Genomic DNA, 19,536 nt, shown 5'->3' with positions numbered 1-19,536 from the left:
CCTTTCTCACCCTGGGCGTGAGAAAGGCCCCCTTCATCGCACTCCCCAGCCCCGAGCACCTCACCGATGGCGTCTACGTTCCAGGCCCGGGACTCCATCGCGGAGATCAGGCTCCGGGCGAGCGACTCGATGTGATCCACTTCGTGGCGGGAGGCGGAGCCGTCCTCGGTCAGGCCGAGTGCCTCGCGCAGGCCGGGGAGGGCGTGGGAGCCGCCCCAGAGCTGGCGGGCGCGGAGCATGGATGTGATCAGGTTGACGCGGGCCTCGCCGGTGGGCGCCTCGCCGAGGATGTGCAGGCCGTCGCGGATCTGCGCGTCCTTGACCTCGCACAGCCAGCCGTCGATGTGCAGGAGGAAGTCGTCGAACTCCGCGTCGTGCGGGCGGTCGTCGACGCCGAGGTCGTGGTCGAGCTTGGCGGCCTGGATGAGCGTCCAGATCTGCGCGCGGATCGCCGGCAGTTTGGCCGGATCCATCGCGGCGATGGTCGCGTGCTCGTCCATCAGCTGCTCGAGCCGGGCCAGGTCGCCGTAGCTCTCCGCGCGGGCCATCGGCGGCACCAGATGGTCGATGAGCGTGGCGTGGGCGCGGCGCTTGGCCTGGGTGCCCTCGCCGGGATCGTTGACCAGGAACGGGTAGATCAGCGGCAGGTCGCCGAGCGCGGCGTCGGTGGCGCAGGACGCGGACATGCCGACGTTCTTGCCGGGCAACCATTCCAGGTTCCCGTGCTTGCCGAGGTGCACCATCGCGTGCGCGCCGAAGGTGTCCCGGATCCACCGGTACGCCCCCAGATAATGGTGGCTGGGCGGCAGATCCGGGTCGTGGTAGATGGCCACCGGGTTCGCGCCGAACCCGCGCGGCGGCTGGACCAGCAGCACCACGTTGCCCGCCTCCAGGGCGGCCAGCACGATCTCGCCGCCGGGGTCACGGGAGTGATCCACATAGAGCTCACCGGGCGGCTCGCCCCAGTGCCGGGTCACGCTCTCCCGGAGATCCGTTGGCAACGTGGCAAACCAGGTGGCGTAGTCGGCGGCGCGGATGCGCACCGGATTGCCGGCGAGCTGACCCTCGGTGAGCCAGTCCGGGTCCTGACCGCCGGCCTCGATCAGCGTGTGGATCAGCGCGTCACCGTCGCCACTGTCCATTCCGGGCAGTGGTTCGACGTGGTAACCCTTGGTACGCAAGGCGTTCAGTAGCCTGATCGCGCTCGCCGGGGTGTCCAGGCCGACCGCGTTGCCGATCCGGGCGTGCTTGGTCGGGTAGGCGGAGAGCATCAGCGCGATCCGGCGCTCGGCCGGCGGGACGTGCCGCAGCGTGGCGTGCCGGGCGGCGATCCCGGCCACCCGGGCGGCCCGTTCGGGGTCGGCGACGTAGACGGACAACCCGTCGGCGTCCTGCTCCTTGAACGAGAACGGCACCGCGATCAGCCGGCCGTCGAACTCCGGCACCGCCACCTGGGTCGCGGTGTCCAGCGGGGACAAGCCTTCCGAACTGTCCAACCAGGACTGACGGTTCGTGGTCAGGCACAGGCCCTGGATGATCGGCACGTCCAGCGCGGCCAGCGCGCCGACGTCCCAGGCGTCGTCGTCACCTCCGGCGGCGGCGTCGGCCGGGCGCGTGCCGCCGGCCGCCAGCACGGTGACCACCAGCGCGTCCACCGTTTCCAGCAGCGCGATCAGCTCGGCGGGCGGGGTGCGCAGGGACGCGCAGAACACCGGCAGCGGCACCGCGCCGGCGTCCTCAACCGCCGTGCACAGCGCTTCAACGAACGCCGTGTTTCCCGCCACGTGGTGCGCGCGGTAGTAGAGCACGCCGACCACCGGACCGTCGAAGCGCTTCGACTGGCGCTCCAGCCGGCCCCACACCGGCATCGGCTCCGGCGGTGCGAAGCCGTGCCCGGTCAGCAACACCGTGTCGGCAAGGAAGTGAGCCAACTCACGGAGGTTCGCCGGGCCGCCGTGCGCGAGGTAGGCGTGCGCCTCGGCCACCACGCCGCCGGGCACCGTGGACAGCTCCATCAGCTCCGCGTCCGGTGCCTGCTCACCGCCCAGCACCACTACCGGACGCGGCCCGGCGAGCACCGCGTCCAACCCGTCCGGCCAGGCCCGGCGCCCACCGAGCAGCCGCACCAGCACCAGGTCCACGCCGTCGAGCAGCGGTCGAAGCGCTTCGACGGTCAGCCGCGCCGGGTTGCCGAGCCGGTAGCCGGCACCGCTCGCCCGCGCCGAGAGGAGGTCGGTATCTGACGTGGAGAGCAGCAGGATCACGAGGATCGACTCTATATTCGCCTGGTGCCGACTCGTGAACGTCCGGTGGACGCCTGCCCCGGTGCGCTGCAGGTGCACCGGGCCGCCGATGGTGGGGTGGCCCGGATCCGCCTGCCGGGCGGGCGGCTGACGGCCGGGCAGCTGCGCACCGTGCTGGACGCCGCGGCCGCGCTCGGCGACGGCTCGGTGGAGCTGACCTCGCGGGCGAACCTGCAGATCCGCGGCCTGGCCGAGGGCGCGGAGGCCGGGCTCGGCACCCGGCTGGCCGGCGCCGGGCTGCTGCCGTCGGCCACGCACGAGCGGGTGCGCAACATCATCGCCACACCGTTGACCGGGCGCGCCGCCGGCGGACTCACCGACGTCCGGGATCTGGTGCGGGAACTGGATGAAGCGCTGTGCGCACGCCCGGAACTGGCCGGGCTGCCCGGGCGGTTTCTGTTCACAGTGGACGATGGGCGCTCCGACGTGGCGTGGCTGGACGCCGACGTCGCGGCGCTGTTCGTGACGCCGGACACCGCGGCGATCCTGCTCGGCGGCGCCGACGTGGGGCTGCGCACGTCCGATGTGGTGGCCACGGTGCTGGCCTGCGCCGAGGCGTTTCTCACGTTGCGGGACGACCAGTGGCGGATCGCGGAGCTGGACGGCGGGCCGGTGCGGATCGCCGAGCGCCTGGGGGCGGACCTGGTGCCCGGTCCGCTGGTCGGCACGCAGCCGCCCACCAACCTGAGCCCGCTCGGCCTGGTCGATCAGCTCGACGGGCGGGTCGCGGTCGGCGCCGCGGTGCCGCTCGGCTGGCTGAACCAGAGTCAGGGTGCGGCGCTGACGGCGGCCGGGACCGCGCTGGTGATCACGCCGTGGCGTGGTGTGGTCGTGACCGACTTGCCCGTCACCGAGGTCGACGCCGTGCTCACCAGGCTCTCGGGCGCCGGGCTGCTGCTCGACCCGCGGGAACCCGGCGTCGGGATCACGGCATGCACCGGACGGCCCGGCTGCGCCAAGGCGCTCGCCGACGTGCGTTCGGACGCCGCGACCATGCTCGCGCTCGGTCCGGCGGCGGCCCTGCCGGTGCACTGGTCGGGCTGCGCGCGCCGGTGCGGGCGGCCGCGCGGCCGGGTGCTGGACGTGGTCGCCACCGAGGACGGGTACCTGGTCGGTGCGGACGACCGCGCGCTGCCCGGTGACCTGGCCGCGGAACGGGCCGCGATGCGGCGGATCCCGTCGTGACCGGGTATGTGCGGGACGGCGCCGAGATCTATCGGCGTTCGTTCGCCACGATCCGGGCCGAGGCTGCGCTGGACGGGCTGCCTGCGGACGTGGCCCGGGTGGCCGTGCGCATGATCCACGCGTGCGGCATGGTCGACCTGGTCGCCGATCTCGCGTACTCCGTGGACGTGGTGGCCAAGGCGCGCGCGGCGCTGCTGGCCGGCGCCCCGGTTCTCTGTGACGCCGCCATGATCGCCGCCGGGGTGACGCGGCGGCGGCTCCCCGCGGCCAACGAGATCATCTGCACGCTGGCCGACCCGCGGGTGCCAGGACTGGCTGCTTCCCTTGCCACCACTCGAAGTGCGGCCGCGCTGGAGCTGTGGGGCGGGTATCTGGACGGCGCGGTCGTCGCCATCGGGAACGCGCCGACCGCACTGTTCCGGCTGCTCGAGCTGATCAATGCGGGAGCACCGCGGCCAGCCGCGATTCTCGGGCTGCCGGTGGGATTCGTCGGTGCCGTCGAGTCCAAAGTGGAGCTTGCGCGGCATCCGGCCGGAGTCCCGTACCTGACCGTGCACGGCCGGCGCGGCGGCAGCGCGCTGGCTGTCGCCGCCGTGAACGCGATCGCGAGCGAGGACGAATGACCGGAATCCTGTTCGGCGTCGGCCTCGGCCCCGGCGACCCCGAGCTGATCACGATCAAGGCCGCCCGGCTGATCGGCGCCGCCGACGTGATCGCCTACCACAGCGCCCGCCACGGCCGCAGCATCGCCCGCGGCGTCGCGTCCCGGTACCTGCGCGGCGACCAGATCGAAGAACCGCTGATCTACCCGCTCACCGTGGAGACCACCGACCACCCAGGCGGCTACGCGGGCGCCATCGCGGACTTCTACGCGGCCAGCGCGGCCCGGCTGGCCGCGCACCTCGACGCCGGCCGCGACGTCGTGCTGCTGTGCGAGGGCGACCCGCTGTTCTACGGCTCCTACATGCACATGCACAAACGGTTGTCGCCGCACTACCCCACCGAGGTCGTGCCGGGCGTGACGTCGGTCAGCGCCGCAGCCGCCGCGGTGGGCCGGCCGCTGGTCGAGGGCGAGGAGATCCTCACCGTCCTCCCCGGCACCCTCCCCCGCGAGATCCTCGCCGAGCGCCTGACCGGCACCGACGCCGTCGCGGTGCTCAAACTCGGCCGCACATTTGACAATGTCCGCAAGGCACTCGAGGACGCCGGCCGCCTCGACGAGGCCCATTACGTGGAACGCGCCACCTGGTCCGAGGCCCGCACCGCTCCCCTGTCCGAAGTGGACCCCAACACGGTCCCCTACTTCTCCCTCGCCCTGCTCCCCAGCCCCCAAACGCCGACGCCCACTCCCCCCTCGCTCTCACCTTCAACCGGGAGCCCCACGAACCCACCCCCCACCCGAGAGGGTGGGGGCCCTGGGGCCAGTTTAGCGGCGGTGAAAGGGACGAAGATCGACAGTGGGGAGGTTGTGGATAGGTGGGGTGGTTGGGGACAGGTCGGTGAGATGGGAAGTGTCGGGGTTGACAAGCCGGCGAGCGGTGTTAGGGCGGACACGTCGGTGAGTGGGGTCGGGGCGGACACGTCGGTGGGTGAGGTCGGAGTTGACCAGTCGGCGGGTGGGGTCCGGGTTGACAAGCCGGTGGGTGGGGTCGGGGTTGGGAAGCCGGTGGGTGGGGTTGTGGTGGTCGGGTTGGGACCTGGGGGAAGGGGGTGGTTGACGGCGGAGGCGATGGAGGCGTTGGCGTGGGCGGATGAGTTGGTGGGGTATGGGCCGTATTTGGCGCGGGTGCCGTGGAATCCGCGGCAGGGGCGGCATTCGTCCGATAATCGAGTGGAGGCGGAGCGGGCCGAGTTTGCCCTGGAGTTGGCGCGGCGGGGAGCGCGGGTGGCGGTGGTGTCGTCGGGGGATCCTGGGGTGTTCGCGATGGCCAGTGCGGTGATGGAGGTGGCGGACGAGGCACGGTTCCGGGGGGTGGCGGTGCGGGTGGTGCCGGGGGTGTCGGCGGCGCAGGCGGTGGCGAGTCGGGTGGGGGCGCCGTTGGGGCACGACTTCTGCACGATTTCGTTGTCGGACCGGTTGAAGCCGTGGGGAGTGATCGCCGACCGGTTGGTGGGGGCGGCGCGGGCGGACTTTGTGATCGCGATCTACAACCCGGCGTCGCGGAGCCGGCGGCGGCAGCTCGACGACGCGAAGCGGCTGCTGCTGGAGCACCGGGCGGCGGACACGCCGGTGGTGGTGGGGCGCGATGTCGGCGGGGCCGAGGAGACCGTGGAGATCGTGCGGCTCGGCGAGCTGGATACGTCCACTGTGGACATGCGGTGCCTGCTGATCGTGGGGTCGTCGCAGACCAGGGTCGTCGAGCGGGCGGACGGAACCCGGGCGGTGTTCACGCCGAGGCGCTACCCAGCCGGCTGACCAGCCCGCGAGTTCGACGCTCGGGCAAGTGTGTCGTACCTTCGGGCAACTGAGTTCGACGCTCCGGCAACTGAGTTGTACGCGGGGGCACTCGGCGCGGGTGCGGCATCGCTCATGGCAGGTGGGCGTCCAACCAGGTGAGTGCGTCGTCGACGGTGGGCACGGTCGGGACGGTGGGGGTGGGTGGGCGGCGGACCATGATCACTGGAAGAGCCAGCTCGCGGGCGGCGGTGAGTTTGGCTTCGGTGTGGGTGCCGCCGCTGTCCTTGCTGACCAGTATGTCGATGTGGTGGGTGCGGAGCAGGGTCAGCTCGTTGTCCACTGTGTAGGGTCCGCGGCTGAGCAGGACGTGGTTGTGGGGTGGGAGTGGGGGTTCCGGGGGGTCCACGCAGCGGATCAGGAACCACAGGGTGTCGAGGCCGGCGAAGGCGTGGAGGCCTTGACGGCCGGTGGTGAGGAAGGCTCGGGTGCCGAGGGTGGGGAGGAGATGTGCGGCGGCCGGCAGGGAGTCGACCGGGTGCCAGTGGTCGTCGGGGCGGGGGGTCCAGCCGGGGCGGCGGAGGAGGACGAGGGGGATGCCGGTGGTTCGGGCGGCGGTGGCGGCGGAGGTGCTGATGCGTTCGGCGAAGGGGTGGGTGGCGTCGACGATGGCGTCCACGTGGTGATCGCGTAGCCAGGTGGCCAGGCCGGTGGGGCCGCCGAAGCCGCCGATGCGGACCTCGCCGGGGGGAAGGCGGGGCTCGCGGACCCGTCCGGCCAATGTGGACACGACGCGGAGGTCCCGACGGCCGGTGAGAGCGGCCGCGAGGTGGCGTGCCTCGGCGGTACCGCCCAGGATCAGGACCAGGCGCGGGGGGCGCATTGTGCCATCGTGCCAGGTGGTGCCGCCGGGGATCTGGACCGGAGGCGGCGGGCGGTCACGGGCATCGTGCACCATGGGCGGGTGCCACTGCGTTACGGCTGGACCACCGGCGCCTGTGCGACCGCGGCCACCAAGGCCGCGTACACGGCGTTGTGTACCGGTGTGTTTCCGGACCCGGTGGAGATTGTGCTGCCGAAGGGGCACGCACCGAGTTTTCCGTTGGCGGACAGGAGGTTGACCGAGACCGAGGCGATGGCCGCCATCGTGAAGGATGCCGGGGACGATCCGGACGTGACGCATGGAGCGGTGATCCGCTCGACGGTCAGTTTTGGGCCGCGCGGCAGTGGGGTGGTGTTTCGGGCGGGGGTGGGGGTGGGGACGGTGACGAAGCCCGGGTTGCCGTTGGACGTCGGCGAGCCGGCGATCAACCCGGTGCCGCGCCGGTTGATGCGGGAGGTGGTTGGGGGTGCGGACGTCGTGGTGGAGATCTCCGTTGACGGTGGGGAGGAGTTGGCGCGGCGGACGTGGAATCCGCGGCTGGGCATTGTCGGGGGGCTGTCGATCTTGGGGACGACCGGGATCGTCGTTCCCTATTCGTGTTCGGCGTGGATCGACAGCATTCGGCGCGGTATCGACGTCGCGCGGGCGGTGGGGCACCGGCATGTGGCCGGGTGCACCGGGAGCACGTCGGAGCGGGCGGTTGCGGAGTTGTACCACCTACCCGAGGACGCGTTGCTGGACATGGGGGACTTCGCCGGTGCGGTGCTGAAATACCTGCGGCGGCATCCGGTTCCGCGGCTGACCGTGGCCGGGGGGTTCGCGAAGTTGTCGAAGTTGGCCGACGGGCACTTGGATCTGCACTCGGGGCGGTCGCAGGTGGACTTGGCGTCGCTGGCGCAATGGGCCCGGGCGGCCGGGGGCGATGCCGCGCTGGCGGAGCGGATCGCGGGCGCCAACACGGCACTCGAAGCGCTTCGACTGGCGATGGAGGCGGGTGTGCCGCTGGGAGATCAGGTGGCGGAGGGTGCGCGGCGGACGGCGGTCGGGGTGTTGGGGGACGCGCCGGTGGTCGTGGACGTGGTGGTTATCGACCGGGAGGGGCGAGTGGTCGGGCGCGCTCCGGGGAGTAGAGGTGGCTGCCGGTGAAGCCTTCGGCGGTGAGGACCTTGCCGACGATGATCACGGCGGTGCGTTTGACACCCGCGGCGTGGACCTGGGCGGCGATGTCGGCGAGGGTGCCGCGGAGGACGATCTCGTTGGGGCGGGAGGCGTAGGCGACGACGGCCGCCGGGCAGTCGGGGCCGTAGTTCGGCAGGAGGGCGGCGACCACCTCGTCGATGCGTTGGACGGCCAGGTGCAGCACCATTGTCGAAGCGCTTCGACCGAGGGTGGCCAGGTCTTCGCCGGGGGGCATGGGGGTGGCGCGGGCGGCGATGCGGGTGAGTACCACGGTCTGACCGACGCCGGGGACGGTCAACTCGCGGCCGAGGGCGGCCGCCGCGGCGGCGAAGGCGGGAACGCCGGGGACGATCTCGTACGGGATGCCGAGGGAGTTGAGGCGGCGGGCCTGCTCGGCTACCGCGCTGAACACGGACGGGTCGCCGGAGTGCAGGCGGACCACGTCGAGGCCCTGTCGATGCGCTTCGACAAGCTCGGCGAGGATCCCCTCGAGGGTGAGGTTGGCGGTGTCGACGAGGCGGGCGGCCGGCGGGCACTCGGCGAGCAGGTCGGGTGGCACGAGGCTGCCGGCGTAGAGGCACACCGGGGCGGCGGCGAGGAGCCGGGCGGCCCGCACGGTGATCAGGTCGGCCGCCCCCGGGCCGGCACCGACGAAGTACACGGTCATGATTCCGCCTCCGCGGACAGTGTCGATGGCGCCTCCGCGGAGGGGAGTACGTCGGCGCGAAGTACGTCGGCGGTCATGATCTCTTCACCACCCATTGCGTCACCGGCATCATTGGCCGCCACCCGGTGAACCCGCCGATCGGGGTGGCGCGGCTGATCTCGATCCGGGTCAGCGTGCCACCCACCGAACCGTGCCACTCGGCGAGCACCGCTTCGGAGTCGAGCGTCACCGCGTTGGCCACCAGCCGGCCGCCGGGGCGCAGCGCCGACCAGCAGGCTTCCAGCACGCCGTCGCCGGTCACGCCGCCACCGACGAAGATCGCGTCCGGGGTCGGGAGGCCGGCCAGGGCTTCCGGGGCCTTGCCGACGACCAGCTGAAGTCCCGGCACGCCAAGGGTTTTGGCGTTGCGGGTGATCCGTTCGGCGCGCTCGGCGACCGGTTCGACGGCGATCGCCCGGCGGGTCGGGTCGGTGCGCAGCCACTCGATCCCGATGCTGCCCGAGCCGGCGCCGACATCCCAGAGCAGTTCCCCCGGCAGCGGCGCGAGCGTGGCCAGCGTCACCGCGCGGACCTCCCGCTTGGTGAGCTGGCCGTCGTGCTCGAACGCCGAGTCGGGTAAGCCGGGCCCGCTGGGTAACAGCACCGCGGCGGGGGTCGCCCGGCACTCCACGGCGACCAGGTTGAGCGCGCCGACCGGCTCGGGTCGCCAGGAGAGCGCCGTGCCGGACCGGCGGTACTCCCCCGGTCCGCCCAGCTCCTCGAACACGGTCATCCGGCTCGGGCCGAAGCCCTGGTCCCGCAGCAGCTCGGCGATCCGGGCCGGGGTGGTGCCGTCGGCGCTGAGCACCAGGAGACGACGTTCCGGCCGAACGCTCAGTCGAAGCGCTTCGACGGGCCGGCCGACCAGGCTCAGCACCTCGGTCTCCTCGACCGGCCAGCCCAGCCGGGCGCAGGCCAAGGACACCGAGGACACGTGCGGTATCACGGTGAGCGCCTGCGGGCCGAGCAGCCGGGCCAGTGTCGAGCCCACCCCGAAGAACATCGGGTCCCCGCTGGCCAGCACGCACACCCGGCGCCCGGCATGCTCCTCGAGCAGGCCCGGGATGGCCGGCAGCATCGGCGACGGCCAGGTGACCTTCGTCGCGTCCGACTCCACCAGCGCGAGCTGCCGGGCGCTTCCGATCAGCACCTCGGCCGAACGCACCGCGACCTGGGCGGCGACGGACAAGCCGCGCCACCCGTCCGCCCCAACACCCACGACGGTGACCACAGTTGTGCACGGTAATCGACACGCCTCGACCCATCTGACACGATGCTGGCGAAGCCAAAAGCAGGGAGCCCGAGGAAACCAGCGCGAATCTGGTGCGGTCCCGCCACTGTGACCGGAGCGATCCGGAAGTCAGACACTCGGCCCCTGCTGCACCGACTCGGGCGCGGACCCGGGGAAGGACAGCGATGAGCTACCCGTTCTCGGCCGTGGTCGGGCATGACGACCTCCGGCTCGCCCTCCTGCTGAACGCCGTGCACCCCGCGATCGGCGGCGTGCTGGTGCGCGGCGAGAAGGGCACCGCGAAGTCGACCATCGTGCGCGGGCTGGCCGCGCTGCTGCCCGCGGTCGATGTCGTCGAGCGCTGCCGGTTCAGCTGCGACCCCGCGGCCCCCGATCCGCAGTGCCCGGACGCGCCGCACGAGCCTGTCGAAGCGCTTCGACGGCGGGCCCGGCTGGTCGAACTGCCGGTCGGGGCCACCGAGGACCGGCTGGTCGGGTCGCTCGACCTGGAGCGGGCGCTGACCGAGGGCGTGCGCTCCTACCAGCCCGGCCTGCTCTGCGCGGCGCACCGCGGCGTGCTCTACGTCGACGAGGTGAACCTGCTGCACGACCACCTGGTCGACCTGCTGCTGGACGCCGCCGCGATGGGCCGCGCCTACGTCGAGCGGGAGGGTGTCTCGGTCTCGCACGCCGCGTCGTTCCTGCTGGTGGGCACCATGAACCCGGAGGAAGGCGAGCTTCGGCCGCAGCTGCTGGACCGCTTCGGGCTCACCGTCGAGGTGCGCGCGGCCCGCGACGTGGACAGCCGCACCGAGGTGATCCGCCGCCGGCTGGCTTTCGAGGCCGACCCGGACACCTTCGCCGGCCGGTGGTCCACATCGGACGCCGCGCTGGCCGACCGGATCACGGCCGCCCGGGCGGCGCTTCCGGCGGTGCGAATCCCGGACGCCGAGCTGCGCCGGATCGCCGCGCTCTGCGCCGCGTTCGACGTCGACGGCATGCGCGCGGACCTGGTACTGGCCCGCGCCGCGGTGGCGCACGCGGCCTGGCACGCGGCGGACACGGTTGGCGAGCGGGATGTGGAAGCGGCCGCCCGGCTGGCCCTGCCGCACCGCCGGCGCCGGGATCCCTTTGACGAGCCGGGAATCGACGAGGACCAGCTGCAGCAGGCGCTCACCGACGCCGCCGGCGAGGCCAATCGCGACGACCCCGGCCCGCCGCCGGACGACGAACCGGACGGCCCAGGCCCGGGCGGCCCAGGCGGCGCACCCGATCAGTCCACTGTGGACGGAAACGGTGGCGCGCCGCAACCCCGGGTCGCCACACCCGGGCCGGCGTTCCGCGCCCGCCTGCTCGAGCTCCGCGGGCTCGGCGAGGGCGCCCCCGGCCGGCGCTCGAAGGCCCGCTCCACCTTCGGCCGGACACTGCGGGCCGCCCCCGGCCGGGGCGCCGGGCTGCACCTGGTCGGCACGCTCACCGCGGCCGCCCCGCACCAGCGCACCCGCGGCCGCACCGGCGCCGGGCTCCTGCTGCGCCCGCCGGATCTGCGGCGGGCGGTGCGCGAGGGCAAGGAGAGCAACCTCGTGCTGTTCGCCGTGGACGCGTCCGGCTCGATGGCGGCGCGGAGCCGGATGTCCGCGGTCACCGGCGCGGTGCTCTCCCTGCTGCTGGACGCCTACCAGCGCCGGGACAAGGTCGGGCTGGTCACGTTCCGCGGCGGCACGGCGGAGTTGGCGCTGCCGCCGACGTCCTCGGTGGAGGCCGCGGTCGCCCGGTTGCGCCGGCTGCCCTGTGGAGGTTCGACCCCGCTCGCCGAAGGGCTGCTCCGGGCCCGGCACACCCTGGCCGTGGAGCGGCTGCGGGATCCGCACCGGCGCGCCCTGCTGGTGCTGGTCACCGACGGCCGGGCCACGGTGCCGATCACCAAAGACCCGGTGGACGACGCGATCCGGGCCGCGGGGATGCTCGCCGCGGACGGCGTGGCGAGCGTGGTGGTGGACTGCGAGCACGGGCCGGTACGGCTCGGACTGCCACACCGGATCGCCGAGGCGCTGGGTGGAGCCTGCGTGCGGCTGGACGAGCTGTCCGCCGAGCGGGTCACCGGCGTGGTGCACGCGATGCGCCGGAGTGCGTGATGCCGCAAGGGAAACCGGAGAGCGTGCCGGATGACGGGCTGACCACGAAGCAGCGCCGCAACCGGCCGCTGCTGATCGTCCACACCGGAGAGATGAAGGGCAAGTCGACCGCGGCGTTCGGGCTGGCGCTGCGCGGCTGGAACCAGGGCTGGTCCATCGGCGTGTTCCAGTTCGTCAAGTCCGCCAAGTGGAAGGTCGGCGAGGAGGCGGCGCTGCTCGCGCTCGGCGAGGTACACGAGCGGACCGGGCAGGGCGGACCGGTGGAGTGGCACAAGATGGGCGCCGGCTGGTCGTGGAGCCGCAAGCAGGGCACCGAGACCGACCACGCCGAGGCCGCCCGCGAGGGCTGGCGGGAGATCGCCCGGCGGCTTGCCGAGCAGCGGCACACCCTGTACGTGCTCGACGAGTTCACCTACCCGCTGAAGTGGGGCTGGATCGATGTGTCCGAAGTGGTCAGCACGCTCGTGTACCGGCCCGGCCAGCAGCACGTGGTGATCACCGGCCGGGACGCGGCGCCGGAGCTCGTCGCGGCGGCCGACCTGGTCACCGAGATGACCAAGATCAAGCATCCGATGGACACCGGGATCAAGGGGCAGAAGGGAATCGAGTGGTGACGCCGGCGATTGTGATCGCGGCACCGGCCTCGGGCGCGGGCAAGACCACGGTGGCTACCGGGCTGATGGCGGCGCTGCGCCGGCGCGGGCACGCCGTGGCACCGTTCAAGGTCGGGCCGGACTACATCGATCCCGGTTACCACACGCTGGCCAGCGGGCGGCCGGGGCGGAACCTGGATCCGGTGCTGGTGGGCGAATCTCTGATCGGCCCGCTGTTCGCCCACGGCTCGCAGGGCGCGGACGTCGCCGTCGTCGAGGGCGTCATGGGCCTGTTCGACGGTCGCATCGGGACGGACGGGTTCGGCTCAACCGCCCACGTCGCACGGCTGCTCGGCGCGCCGGTGGTGCTGGTGGTGGACGCGCGCGGGCACAGCGCGAGCCTGGCCGCGCTGCTGCATGGTTTCCGCACCTACCGGCCCGAGGTGCGGCTGGCCGGGGTGATCCTGAACCAGGTCGGGTCGGACCGGCACGAGGCGGTGCTGCGCGAGGCCTGCGCGGAAGTCGGCCTCGAGGTGTTCGGGGTGCTGCGCCGGCATTCCGATGTGGACGTTCCGTCGCGGCACCTCGGGCTGGTCACCGCCGCCGAGCACGGGGCGGCCGCGCTGCGGGCCGTGGACGCGATGGCCGGGCTGGTCGCCGCCGCGGTCGACCTCCAATCGATCATCCACTTGGGTCAGTCGAACGTGTTCCCCCGCTGGGAGCCCGAGATCGAGCCGGTGCCGGGCCGGCCGGTGATCGCGGTGGCCGGCGGATCGGCCTTCACCTTCGGCTACGCCGAGCACGTCGAGCTGCTGCGCGCGGCCGGTGCCGAGGTCGCCCTCGTCGATCCGCTGCGGGACGGCGCGCTGCCCGGGGGCACGGCCGGAATCGTGCTACCGGGCGGGTTCCCCGAGCAGTACGCGGCGGAGCTGTCCGGCAACACCGCACTGCGCCAGGCGGTGCGAGTCGCCGGGGTTCCGGTGCAGGCCGAGTGCGCCGGGCTGCTCTACCTCGCCAGAACCCTTGACGGCGAACCGATGTGCGGGGTGCTCGACGCCGAGGCCCGGATGACCAGCACGCTCACGCTCAGCTACCGGGATGTGGTGGCGCCCACGGATTCCGTGCTGCACGCCGCCGGCTCCCGGTTGACCGGGCACGAGTTCCACCGCACCACGGTCACCCCGGCGCACGGCGCGGCGCCGGCCTGGCGGTGGCCCGGTGGCGCGGACGGGTTCGTCACCGGCGACGTGCACGCGTCCTATGTGCACACTCACCCGGCGGCGAGCCCGGCGTCGGTCGCCCGCTTCGTGGCCCGCTGCTCCGCGCGCTCCAGCAGAAGTGCGAACGCGATGCCGATGCCCGCCCACAGCACCGCCTGGGTGCCGAGCGAGGCGACCCGGAACTCCCAGAGCGCCTGAGCCGGGAAACCCTCCGGCACCTCGTGGAAGCTCGGCAGCAGCGCACCGGCCGCCCAGACCGCCACGACGTAGCCGACAACGGCCACCACGACCGCGTGCCAGCCGGCGATCCGTTCGGCCAGCCGCTGCCGCGCATAGCTCGCCGCCACCGCCAGCGCGACCGAGATCGCGATCATGGCGAAGTAGGCCGCGGTCCGCTGGCCGATGGTGGCCGGGTTGCCCACCGAGGGCGGGTTCGCCGGGTAGGTCAGGAACGGCACCAGGAACACCGTGCCGAACCCCAGCGCGGACAGCAGCAGTGCCGTCGATCCCGGCGTCAGCCGGCCGATCCGGCCGTAGGCGAAGGCGAAGCCCAGCGCGAACAGACCGCCCAGCGCGGTGCCGAACAGGCACGTCGCGACGGCGAGCCCGATCGTGCGCTGCACGCCGCGGCTGACCGGCTCGTCGGCGGCCGGCTGCCCGGTGTCCGTGCCGTGCTCGTGGGTGGCGCCGCCCTGGTCCTCGAAGGCGATCGCCACCTCGACCGGCGGCTCGCCGAACGCCTCAGAGAACCCGAGGGCCAGAACTCCCGCCAGCAGCCCGGAAAGCAGGCCCCACACCAACAGGGTCCGCATGGTCAGGGTCAGTGGCACGGGAACCCGAGCAGGTGCCGGCCGTCGTGCACCAGCTCGTGCACGTAGGTCCCGGAGAACACCGACAGCGCGCCCTGCTCGGCGCCGACGAAGTACAGCACCAGCAACAGCAGCACGCTCGCGAAGATCGCGTACGGCAGGATCTCCCGGACCGGGATGCGCAACGGAACCGGCGCGGGCAGCACAACGGCCTGCGACATGGCCAACCTCCTCGGGCTCACGCGGCCCACTCGTGGAGCGTTTCGATGGCGCGGGGTCTGACTCGTGCGCGGGGACGCACTCACAGTGGCGCGGCCGTGCCGGTTTCGCACCGGCTTCCTCGTACCATCGGGGTCATCGGAACGTACCACCCGGGGGAGCCGGATGACCACCCGCGTCGAGCTGATCTGCCACGCCGCGACGGCCGCCACCCGGCACACCGCGTTCCCCGGCGACGAGCCGCTTCCGGTCACCGGCACCGCCGGTCCCCTGCCGCGGATCCACCGCGCGCTCAGCGGCCCGGAGCTGCGCTGCCGGCAGACCGCGGAGATGCTCGGCCTGGAGCCGGAGATCGACGAGCGGCTGCGCGAGTGCGACTACGGCACGTGGCGGGGCCGGACCCTGGAGGAGCTCACCGGCGCCGAGCCCGACGCGGTGCAGGTCTGGCTCAGCGACCCGACCGCCGCCCCGCACGGCGGTGAGTCCATTATGGACCTGGTCACCCGGGCCGGCGCCTGGCTGGACGAGCTTCCCAGCGTGCACCAACGGGTCGCCGTGGTGACCCACCCGTCGGTGATCAAGGCGGTGCTGGTCCACGCGATCCGGGCCACCCCGGAGTCCTTCTGGCGCATCGACATCGCGCCGCTGTCCCGGACGTCGCTGGCCGCGGGGCCGAGCACGTGGACGCTCACCGGACTGGGAAAGCTATGAATGCCCCATTCAAGGGTTGGGGCTTGCCGAGCAATAAGTTGATCACTTGGGTGATCGGGCTCGTCGACGTGGCAGGCGGGCCGGAGGGAAGCAACGTCACGTTGATGCCTTAGAAGGCAAGCAACGTCACGTTCACTTCCGGCAAGGAAAGCAACGTCACGTTGCGTTCCTCGCACCTCCTGCAAGATCAACTCAGCATGTTGTTGATCTGCAAGCCCTTGCCGCACTGAAGGGGCATTCATCGCCCTCAACCAATTGCCGAACGTGTAACAGGTCGCGGTGGACGTCTTCGTCGGGTCGCTCTCCGAGGTAGCCGTGAGGTTCACCCGGACCAGCTTCGAACCCGGCGTGTTCTGCTTGGCGTAGACCGGAACCTGCACCGGTTTGCCGGCACTCGCGGTGGCCAGCTGGTTGGGCAGCCAGGTGGTCCAACCACTTCCCTCCACCGTGGCCGACAGCCGGTACACGTCGCCCCTGAGGTAGGCGCTGACGTCCTCCGGGTGCCCGGTCTGCTGCGGCGGCGCGATCTGCCCCGTGTTGATCAGCGGGAACGAGCAGTTGGCCAGGCCGCTGCCGTCCGCCCGGGCGGTGGTGGCCGCGAGCTGCACCCCGCGCCGCTGCGGGCCGGAGCCGTCAGCGAGCGGATCGCCACCGTGTAGGACAGCACGCCCTGCTGATCACGCTGGATGTTCAGCACGTAGAAGTGCAACCGGTTGGCCGCATCCACGTACTCGAACTCGCTGCCGGAGTCGGTGCCGGCGTGGAACAGCGCGTCGGACAGCTGCCGGTAGTCGCCGATGGTGATCGGCACGTGGGTGCCGTCCGGCCGCACGAAGTCGGTCATCCCGATGTCCTGCGGGTTCGCGTCGACGATCCATTCGAACGGCGCGTTGTCCTGGTCCTTCGTCTTGGCCAGCAGCACGCCGTGGTCCGGGGTGAACGAGTCGCTGCCCATCCGGTCGACGACCTCGACGGTGTAGTTCTGGTAGCCGCGGCCGTCGCACAGCGGTTCGGTGTTGACGTTGCAGGCCGGTGCGAGGTCACCGGTGCCCAGCGCGATGTTGATCCCGGACAGCTGGTTGGCCGCCGGGTTGATCTCGCGCGCGGTCACCGTGGCGACCACCACGCCGGACTGGGCAAGCGCTTCGCGGGACAGCCGCAGCACGTTCTGCTCGTCCACCATGGCGAGCTTGATCTTGTTGCGCAGCATGTGCTGCGCGCCCATCGACGCGCCCGCGGTCGGCGGGATCAGGAACCGGGTGTGCGGCCCGCCCGGCCCGTTGAACGAGCCGCGGCTGAGCATCTCCCAGATCCCGGTGTAGGCCCGGCGCACCGGGATCGCGAACGGGTTGTTGTAGTTGTCGCCGATGCCGAGGATGTGGCTGAACTCGTGGGCGTAGATGACAGCGCCGCCGCCGGCGTTCGGCCAGATCGACGAGCCGGACGCCCAGGAGGTCCACTCCACGTACCGGGTCCGCACCCAGTTCGGCAGGTTCTCGTCCGGCGGCCCGAACGCGTCGGTCACGTCTTCCTTGTTCTCGAACTTGATCGGGCCGAACTCCTGCCACGTCAAGGATTCGTCCTGCCCGGCGGAGAGGTAGAACACGAAGTCGAAGCCGGCGGGCACCTCCGGGCCGACCGCGTTGACCCAGGCGGTGCGGGCGTCGGTGCAGATGTTCCTGTTGCACGAGTCGCCGGCCGGGCAGCCGGTGCCGGCCTGGAACTCCATGGCATACTCGTGGTCCTTGCCCGGCATCGTGTACGGGCCGAACCCGGTCAGCTCCACGCCGTAGCGGCCGCCGGAGTCCTCCATCCAGTACTCGTGCAGCGTGTGCCCGTGGTTGAGCGCCTGCGGCTTGTTCAGGAAGTCCTGGTAGAACTGGGCAACCTGGTCGCGCGGGATGTCGTGCGCCTCGGCGGTGGGGTTGCCGAACACGCTCGACCCCTGCGGTTGGGTGACCACGAACTGCTGGTTGGGGTAGTCGGCGAGGACCAGCGCGCCGCGGAACGTGCGCATCGAGCCCTTCTTCGACGGGTCGACCCAGTTGGTGCCCGGCACCTTCAGGTAGTCGGCCCAGGTCATGTTGTCCGGGTTGGCCCAGTTCTGCGGGTCGATCGGGCCCGGAAGCCCGGCGGCGGCCTGGATTCGCGCGGTGCCGCCGTGCGCGTCCTGCCAGGGCTGGTGCTGCGGCCAGTGGTCGGCCTGCCACGGAAGCTCGGGGGTGTCCGGGGCGGCGCTCGCCACCGGGGTCGTCAGGAAGCCGGACACGAGTGCCGCGGCGGAGAGCAGGGCGGAAATCAGCGGCGTGTGGCGGGTCACAGGCGGAGCTAACCCCGGGCCTTGACCAGCATCATCAATCCGCTGTAGAGAAGGCATACCGGAGAATTCCGACATCTGACGAAAACGCCTGCTCTCCAGCCCTGCGGAGGACGCATATGTCAGAGGACCTGCAGAACGTGATCGAGGAGCTGGCGTTGCGGCTCGGCCGGCCGGTGCTGTTGGAGGACCACCTGCAGCGGGTGATCGCCTACAGCGAGCAGACCGAGCCGATGGACGACGTGCGGCGGGACTCGATCCTGCGCCGGCATACCACTTCCGAGGTGCGGCGGTGGCTGCGCGCCGCGGGGATCTTCGACTCCCTTGGGGCGCTTCGGGTTCCGGCGGCCACCGGGCTGGGCTTGCTGCCCCGGGTGTGCGTGCCGGCGCGGCACGAGGGCCGGTTGCTCGGGTTCCTCTGGATGATCGACAGCGGGCCGCCGATGTCCGATGAGGACGTGATGACCGCGGCGAAGGCGGCGCCCGGGCTGGCGCTGGCGCTGTTCCACAACAGCCTGATGTCCGGGCTCGCGGCACGGCGGGAGCTGGAGGCGGTGACCGGCGTGCTCGGCGGCGACCTGCAGGCCGCGCGGACGCTGTTCGAGGCGGGCTTCCCGCAGGGCGAGGCGGTGACCGTGCTGGTGGCGCGGCCGCTCGGCGAGCCGCACGACGCGGTTCGGCTCGCCCTGGAGCGGGGCCTGCTGGCCGTCCGGTTCCGGTTCGCCTCCCGCCACCCGCTGCACCTGGTTCGCTACGACCATGGGGTGCTGATCGTCACCGGGGAGCCGGTCGACCTGCACCGCATGATCGACATTCCGGTCGTGGTCGGTGTCGGCCGCGCCCGGCCGTCGCTGGTGAACGCCGCCTCCGCCTACCGCGAGGCGCTGCACGCCGCCGAGGTCACCGCGCGCATTCCCGGCTTCGGCCCCACCGCCGCCTGGGAGAAGCTCGGCGTGTACCGGATGCTCCGCGGCCTGTCCGGTGACGACCTGCACCCCGGAATCGAGCTTCTGCTCTCCGACCCCGGAAACCACGTGTTACTGGAAACCCTGGAAACCTACCTCGACCTCGCCGGCAGCGCGGTCGCCACCGCCAAGGTCCTGCGCCTGCACCGAACCTCGCTTTATTACCGCCTGCAGCGCATCGAAGAACTCGCCACCACCAACCTCAAAAACGGCGACGAACGCCTCGCCCTGCATTTGAGCCTCAAGCTCGCCCGCCTCGCCGGTCGGCTGTGAACGTTCGGCAGATCCACCGCAAGGGGCTCGGCAGATCGCCCACGTACCACGTCTGACGTGCTGGTTCGAGGGCGCTCGGGGTGGACGTCGAGGCGGTCGCGGCGAAGACCGACGAGTTGGATCCGGACCAGACCACCGACGCCACACTGGTCGAGTCCGCGGCCTGCAAGTTCCTGGAGTTCATGCGGGAGCCGGAACCCGAGCCCAAGGGTGAGCTGAGCAAGACCCTGTTGATGCTGCGCCGCGTCATTCGCGACCGGCCACAGCGCCGCCACGGCTGTTTCAAGATCACCTGAGTGGTTGCTGTTTGCTGATGGGACTGTGGTGACGCCAGGTACTCCAGTGGCTGGCGAAGTCGTGCGACGAAGGACGCTTTCCTCACGCTGGGCGTGAGAAAGGACGCCTTCCTCGC

Annotated in this window: 16 protein-coding genes, 1 pseudogene and 1 riboswitch; of the genes and pseudogenes, 10 read left to right on the top strand and 7 right to left on the bottom strand. The window is 71.9% G+C overall.

What is annotated here, in order from left to right; translation table 11 throughout:
• A partial coding sequence (locus tag VGR06_RS37555) for a cobaltochelatase subunit CobN (RefSeq protein ID WP_327563980.1) occupies positions 1-2,264 on the bottom strand: 2,264 nt, incomplete at its 3' end.
• A 24-nt stretch (positions 2,265-2,288) separates the two neighbouring features.
• On the opposite strand from VGR06_RS37555, the gene cobG reads away from it, so the two are divergent.
• Genes cobG through VGR06_RS37540 form a run of 3 tightly spaced genes read left to right on the top strand, consistent with a single transcriptional unit; the run spans position 2,289 to position 5,904 of the window.
• Entirely contained in the window at positions 2,289-3,488 is a 1,200-nt protein-coding gene (gene cobG, locus VGR06_RS37550) for a precorrin-3B synthase (protein WP_327563979.1), read from the top strand.
• Positions 3,485-4,111 (top strand): precorrin-8X methylmutase, encoded by a 627-nt coding sequence (locus VGR06_RS37545; RefSeq protein WP_327563978.1) that lies wholly within the window; start codon positions 3,485-3,487, stop codon positions 4,109-4,111. Before cobG ends, VGR06_RS37545 begins: the two co-directional genes overlap by 4 nt.
• Positions 4,108-5,904 carry a precorrin-2 C(20)-methyltransferase gene (locus VGR06_RS37540; protein WP_327563977.1) on the top strand — a complete coding sequence of 599 codons (1,797 nt, stop codon included), beginning with the start codon at positions 4,108-4,110 and terminating at the stop codon, positions 5,902-5,904. Before VGR06_RS37545 ends, VGR06_RS37540 begins: the two co-directional genes overlap by 4 nt.
• A 112-nt stretch (positions 5,905-6,016) precedes the next feature.
• Here the strand turns inward: VGR06_RS37540 and VGR06_RS37535 are convergent, their stop codons facing one another.
• Positions 6,017-6,766 (bottom strand): cobalt-precorrin-6A reductase, encoded by a 750-nt coding sequence (locus tag VGR06_RS37535; protein WP_327563976.1) that lies wholly within the window; start codon positions 6,764-6,766, stop codon positions 6,017-6,019.
• An 87-nt stretch (positions 6,767-6,853) separates the two neighbouring features.
• On the opposite strand from VGR06_RS37535, the gene VGR06_RS37530 reads away from it, so the two are divergent.
• On the top strand, positions 6,854-7,912 hold the full coding sequence (locus VGR06_RS37530) for a cobalt-precorrin-5B (C(1))-methyltransferase (RefSeq protein ID WP_327563981.1): 1,059 nt from the start codon (positions 6,854-6,856) through the stop codon (positions 7,910-7,912).
• On the opposite strand, the gene cobM is transcribed toward VGR06_RS37530, so the two are convergent.
• Together cobM and cbiE are read right to left on the bottom strand one after the other, a co-directional pair.
• Positions 7,851-8,612 carry a precorrin-4 C(11)-methyltransferase gene (cobM, locus tag VGR06_RS37525; protein WP_327563975.1) on the bottom strand — a complete coding sequence of 254 codons (762 nt, stop codon included), beginning with the start codon at positions 8,610-8,612 and terminating at the stop codon, positions 7,851-7,853. The two genes, VGR06_RS37530 and cobM, sit on opposite strands and share 62 nt — an antisense overlap.
• 73 nt (positions 8,613-8,685) lie before the next feature.
• Positions 8,686-9,882 carry a precorrin-6y C5,15-methyltransferase (decarboxylating) subunit CbiE gene (cbiE, locus tag VGR06_RS37520; protein WP_327563974.1) on the bottom strand — a complete coding sequence of 399 codons (1,197 nt, stop codon included), beginning with the start codon at positions 9,880-9,882 and terminating at the stop codon, positions 8,686-8,688.
• 71 nt (positions 9,883-9,953) lie between these two features.
• A riboswitch (cobalamin riboswitch) is annotated at positions 9,954-10,021 on the top strand.
• A gap of 46 nt (positions 10,022-10,067) precedes the next feature.
• On the opposite strand from cbiE, the gene VGR06_RS37515 reads away from it, so the two are divergent.
• From VGR06_RS37515 to VGR06_RS37505, 3 genes are read left to right on the top strand one after another with little or no spacing between them, the layout of a single operon-like run.
• Positions 10,068-12,017 carry a putative cobaltochelatase gene (locus tag VGR06_RS37515; protein WP_327563973.1) on the top strand — a complete coding sequence of 650 codons (1,950 nt, stop codon included), beginning with the start codon at positions 10,068-10,070 and terminating at the stop codon, positions 12,015-12,017.
• On the top strand, positions 12,017-12,631 hold the full coding sequence (gene cobO / locus VGR06_RS37510) for a cob(I)yrinic acid a,c-diamide adenosyltransferase (RefSeq protein ID WP_327563972.1): 615 nt from the start codon (positions 12,017-12,019) through the stop codon (positions 12,629-12,631). Before VGR06_RS37515 ends, cobO begins: the two co-directional genes overlap by 1 nt.
• Complete coding sequence (locus VGR06_RS37505; protein WP_327563971.1) at positions 12,628-14,028, top strand: cobyrinate a,c-diamide synthase; 1,401 nt, start codon at positions 12,628-12,630, stop codon at positions 14,026-14,028. Before cobO ends, VGR06_RS37505 begins: the two co-directional genes overlap by 4 nt.
• On the opposite strand, the pseudogene VGR06_RS37500 reads toward VGR06_RS37505, so the two are convergent.
• Positions 14,001-14,642 (bottom strand): annotated as a pseudogene (locus tag VGR06_RS37500) (CbtA family protein); the annotation flags it as partial. The gene VGR06_RS37505 and the pseudogene VGR06_RS37500 sit on opposite strands and share 28 nt — an antisense overlap.
• 8 nt (positions 14,643-14,650) lie before the next feature.
• Positions 14,651-14,860 (bottom strand): CbtB domain-containing protein, encoded by a 210-nt coding sequence (locus tag VGR06_RS37495; RefSeq protein ID WP_327563970.1) that lies wholly within the window; start codon positions 14,858-14,860, stop codon positions 14,651-14,653.
• A gap of 163 nt (positions 14,861-15,023) precedes the next feature.
• Between VGR06_RS37495 and VGR06_RS37490 the strand changes: the two genes are divergently transcribed.
• The gene (locus VGR06_RS37490; protein ID WP_327563969.1) at positions 15,024-15,569 is read left to right on the top strand and encodes a histidine phosphatase family protein; all 546 of its coding nucleotides are present in this window, start codon (positions 15,024-15,026) and stop codon (positions 15,567-15,569) included.
• A gap of 541 nt (positions 15,570-16,110) precedes the next feature.
• Here the strand turns inward: VGR06_RS37490 and VGR06_RS37485 are convergent.
• Positions 16,111-17,889 carry an immune inhibitor A domain-containing protein gene (locus VGR06_RS37485; RefSeq protein ID WP_414637409.1) on the bottom strand — a complete coding sequence of 593 codons (1,779 nt, stop codon included), beginning with the start codon at positions 17,887-17,889 and terminating at the stop codon, positions 16,111-16,113.
• Positions 17,890-18,005: 116 nt separating this feature from the next.
• On the opposite strand from VGR06_RS37485, the gene VGR06_RS37480 reads away from it, so the two are divergent.
• Both VGR06_RS37480 and VGR06_RS37475 read left to right on the top strand, forming a co-directional pair.
• Entirely contained in the window at positions 18,006-19,124 is a 1,119-nt protein-coding gene (locus tag VGR06_RS37480; protein WP_327563968.1) for a helix-turn-helix domain-containing protein, read from the top strand.
• Positions 19,125-19,204: 80 nt separating this feature from the next.
• Positions 19,205-19,420 carry a hypothetical protein gene (locus VGR06_RS37475; protein ID WP_327563967.1) on the top strand — a complete coding sequence of 72 codons (216 nt, stop codon included), beginning with the start codon at positions 19,205-19,207 and terminating at the stop codon, positions 19,418-19,420.
• The last annotated feature ends 116 nt before the right edge of the window (positions 19,421-19,536 follow it).

Origin of the sequence: Actinophytocola sp., from assembly GCF_036002505.1 — a bacterium.
In the GTDB taxonomy this organism is placed as follows: domain Bacteria; phylum Actinomycetota; class Actinomycetes; order Mycobacteriales; family Pseudonocardiaceae; genus DASYTH01.
The sequence above is the reverse complement of the archived record's forward strand: the minus strand, read 5'-3'. Positions and strand labels throughout refer to the sequence as shown.

What these genes read in the sequence shown, in the direction of transcription:
- VGR06_RS37540 (WP_327563977.1), top strand. Translation starts at nt 4,108, where the DNA reads ATGACCGGAATCCTGTTCGGCGTCGGCCTCGGCCCCGGCGACCCCGAG.
- VGR06_RS37495 (WP_327563970.1), bottom strand. Translation starts at nt 14,860, where the DNA reads ATGTCGCAGGCCGTTGTGCTGCCCGCGCCGGTTCCGTTGCGCATCCCG.
- cobO (WP_327563972.1), top strand. Translation starts at nt 12,017, where the DNA reads ATGCCGCAAGGGAAACCGGAGAGCGTGCCGGATGACGGGCTGACCACG.
- cobM (WP_327563975.1), bottom strand. Translation starts at nt 8,612, where the DNA reads ATGACCGTGTACTTCGTCGGTGCCGGCCCGGGGGCGGCCGACCTGATC.
- VGR06_RS37535 (WP_327563976.1), bottom strand. Translation starts at nt 6,766, where the DNA reads ATGCGCCCCCCGCGCCTGGTCCTGATCCTGGGCGGTACCGCCGAGGCA.
- VGR06_RS37515 (WP_327563973.1), top strand. Translation starts at nt 10,068, where the DNA reads ATGAGCTACCCGTTCTCGGCCGTGGTCGGGCATGACGACCTCCGGCTC.
- VGR06_RS37480 (WP_327563968.1), top strand. Translation starts at nt 18,006, where the DNA reads ATGTCAGAGGACCTGCAGAACGTGATCGAGGAGCTGGCGTTGCGGCTC.
- VGR06_RS37490 (WP_327563969.1), top strand. Translation starts at nt 15,024, where the DNA reads ATGACCACCCGCGTCGAGCTGATCTGCCACGCCGCGACGGCCGCCACC.